This window comes from Burkholderia sp. BCC1972, assembly GCF_905339605.1.
Lineage (GTDB): Bacteria > Pseudomonadota > Gammaproteobacteria > Burkholderiales > Burkholderiaceae > Burkholderia.
This window is the reverse complement of the sequence record NZ_CAJPGH010000056.1, coordinates 1-2,914: the sequence shown is the minus strand read 5'-3', so window position 1 is coordinate 2,914 and position 2,914 is coordinate 1. Positions and strand designations below refer to the sequence as shown.

General features: G+C 52.7%; 1 rRNA gene. It reads right to left on the bottom strand.

The window, feature by feature from the left end:
- Positions 1 to 12 precede the first annotated feature (12 nt).
- Positions 13 to 2,894: ribosomal RNA gene (locus U5798_RS36725) — 23S ribosomal RNA — on the bottom strand.
- Positions 2,895 to 2,914 lie beyond the last annotated feature (20 nt).

Below are 2,914 nucleotides of genomic sequence, written 5' to 3'. Positions count from 1 at the left end.
CAGACTTGTTATAGGATCAAGCCTTACGGGCAATTAGTATCAGTTAGCTGAACGCATTACTGCGCTTACACACCTGACCTATCAACGTCCTGGTCTCGAACGACCCTTCAAGGGAATCTAGTTCCCAGGGATATCTCATCTTAAGGCGAGTTTCCCGCTTAGATGCTTTCAGCGGTTATCTCTTCCGAACATAGCTACCCGGCGATGCCACTGGCGTGACAACCGGTACACCAGAGGTTCGTCCACTCCGGTCCTCTCGTACTAGGAGCAGCCCCCTTCAAATATCCAACGCCCACGGCAGATAGGGACCAAACTGTCTCACGACGTTTTAAACCCAGCTCACGTACCTCTTTAAATGGCGAACAGCCATACCCTTGGGACCGGCTACAGCCCCAGGATGAGATGAGCCGACATCGAGGTGCCAAACACCGCCGTCGATATGAACTCTTGGGCGGTATCAGCCTGTTATCCCCAGAGTACCTTTTATCCGTTGAGCGATGGCCCTTCCATACAGAACCACCGGATCACTATGACCTGCTTTCGCACCTGCTCGACTTGTCGGTCTCGCAGTTAAGCACGCTTATGCCATTGCACTATCAGCACGATTTCCGACCGTACCTAGCGTACCTTCGTACTCCTCCGTTACGCTTTGGGAGGAGACCGCCCCAGTCAAACTGCCTACCATGCACTGTCCCCGACCCGGATCACGGGCCAAGGTTAGAACCTCAAACAAACCAGGGTGGTATTTCAAGGACGGCTCCACCGAAACTAGCGTTCCGGTTTCATAGCCTCCCACCTATCCTACACAGATCGGTTCAAAGTCCAATGCAAAGCTACAGTAAAGGTTCATGGGGTCTTTCCGTCTAGCCGCGGGTAGATTGCATCATCACAAACACTTCAACTTCGCTGAGTCTCGGGAGGAGACAGTGTGGCCATCGTTACGCCATTCGTGCAGGTCGGAACTTACCCGACAAGGAATTTCGCTACCTTAGGACCGTTATAGTTACGGCCGCCGTTTACCGGGACTTCAATCAAGAGCTTGCACCCCATCATTTAATCTTCCGGCACCGGGCAGGCGTCACACCCTATACGTCCACTTTCGTGTTTGCAGAGTGCTGTGTTTTTATTAAACAGTCGCAGCCACCAGTTTATTGCAACCCCTTCACCCTCTGCGCGCAGGCGCATCAAGCTACAAGGGCGTACCTTATCCCGAAGTTACGGTACCAATTTGCCGAGTTCCTTCTCCCGAGTTCTCTCAAGCGCCTTAGAATACTCATCTCGCCCACCTGTGTCGGTTTGCGGTACGGTCATCGTTAGACTGAAGCTTAGAGGCTTTTCTTGGAACCACTTCCAATTGCTTCGCTCCCTAAGGAGCTCGCGCCACACCCTTGAATCCTGCGCCCGGATTTGCCTAAGCGCCTTCTCCAATGCAGCGACCGGGACTTCCAACACCCGGACAACCTTCCGCGATCCGTCCCCCCATCGCATCTAACAATGGTGCAGGAATATTGACCTGCTTCCCATCAGCTACGCATTTCTGCCTCGCCTTAGGGGCCGACTCACCCTACGCCGATGAACGTTGCGTAGGAAACCTTGGGCTTACGGCGAGGGGGCCTTTCACCCCCTTTATCGCTACTCATGTCAGCATTCGCACTTCCGATACCTCCAGCACGCTTTTCAACGCACCTTCGCAGGCTTACGGAACGCTCTCCTACCATGCGTGCAAAGCACGCATCCGCAGCTTCGGTATATAGCTTAGCCCCGTTACATCTTCCGCGCAGGACGACTCGATCAGTGAGCTATTACGCTTTCTTTAAAGGGTGGCTGCTTCTAAGCCAACCTCCTGACTGTTTTAGCCTTCCCACTTCGTTTCCCACTTAGCTATATTTGGGGACCTTAGCTGGCGGTCTGGGTTGTTTCCCTCTTGACACCGGACGTTAGCACCCGATGTCTGTCTCCCGTGATTGCACTCTTCGGTATTCGGAGTTTGCTATGGCGGGGTAATCTGCAATAGACCCCCCAACCATGACAGTGCTCTACCCCCGAAGGTGAGACACGAGGCACTACCTAAATAGTTTTCGGAGAGAACCAGCTATTTCCAAGTTTGTTTAGCCTTTCACCCCTATCCACAGCTCATCCCCTAACTTTTCAACGTTAGTGGGTTCGGACCTCCAGTACGTGTTACCGCACCTTCATCCTGGCCATGGATAGATCACTTGGTTTCGGGTCTACGCCCAGCAACTGAACGCCCTATTCGGACTCGCTTTCGCTACGCCTGCCCTATACGGTTAAGCTTGCTACTGAACGTAAGTCGCTGACCCATTATACAAAAGGTACGCCGTCACCCCTTACGAGGCTCCGACTGTTTGTATGCATGCGGTTTCAGGATCTATTTCACTCCCCTCCCGGGGTTCTTTTCGCCTTTCCCTCACGGTACTGGTTCACTATCGGTCGATCACGAGTATTTAGCCTTGGAGGATGGTCCCCCCATCTTCAGACAGGATTTCACGTGTCCCGCCCTACTTGTCGCACACCTAGTTCTTTCATACTGTTTTCGCCTACAGGGCTATCACCTGCTATGGCCGCACTTTCCAGAGCGTTCGGCTAACAATACAAATAAAGAGTGCAAGGCTCATCCCATTTCGCTCGCCACTACTTTGGGAATCTCGGTTGATTTCTTTTCCTGCGGTTACTTAGATGTTTCAGTTCACCGCGTTCGCTTCACATGGCCTATGTATTCAGCCATGGATACTCCAAAAGGAGTGGGTTTCCCCATTCGGACATCTACGGATCAAAGCTTGTTTGCCAGCTCCCCGTAGCTTTTCGCAGGCTACCGCGTCCTTCATCGCCTGTGATCGCCAAGGCATCCACCACATGCACTTGTTCGCTTGACCCTATAACGAGTCTGTCTCAT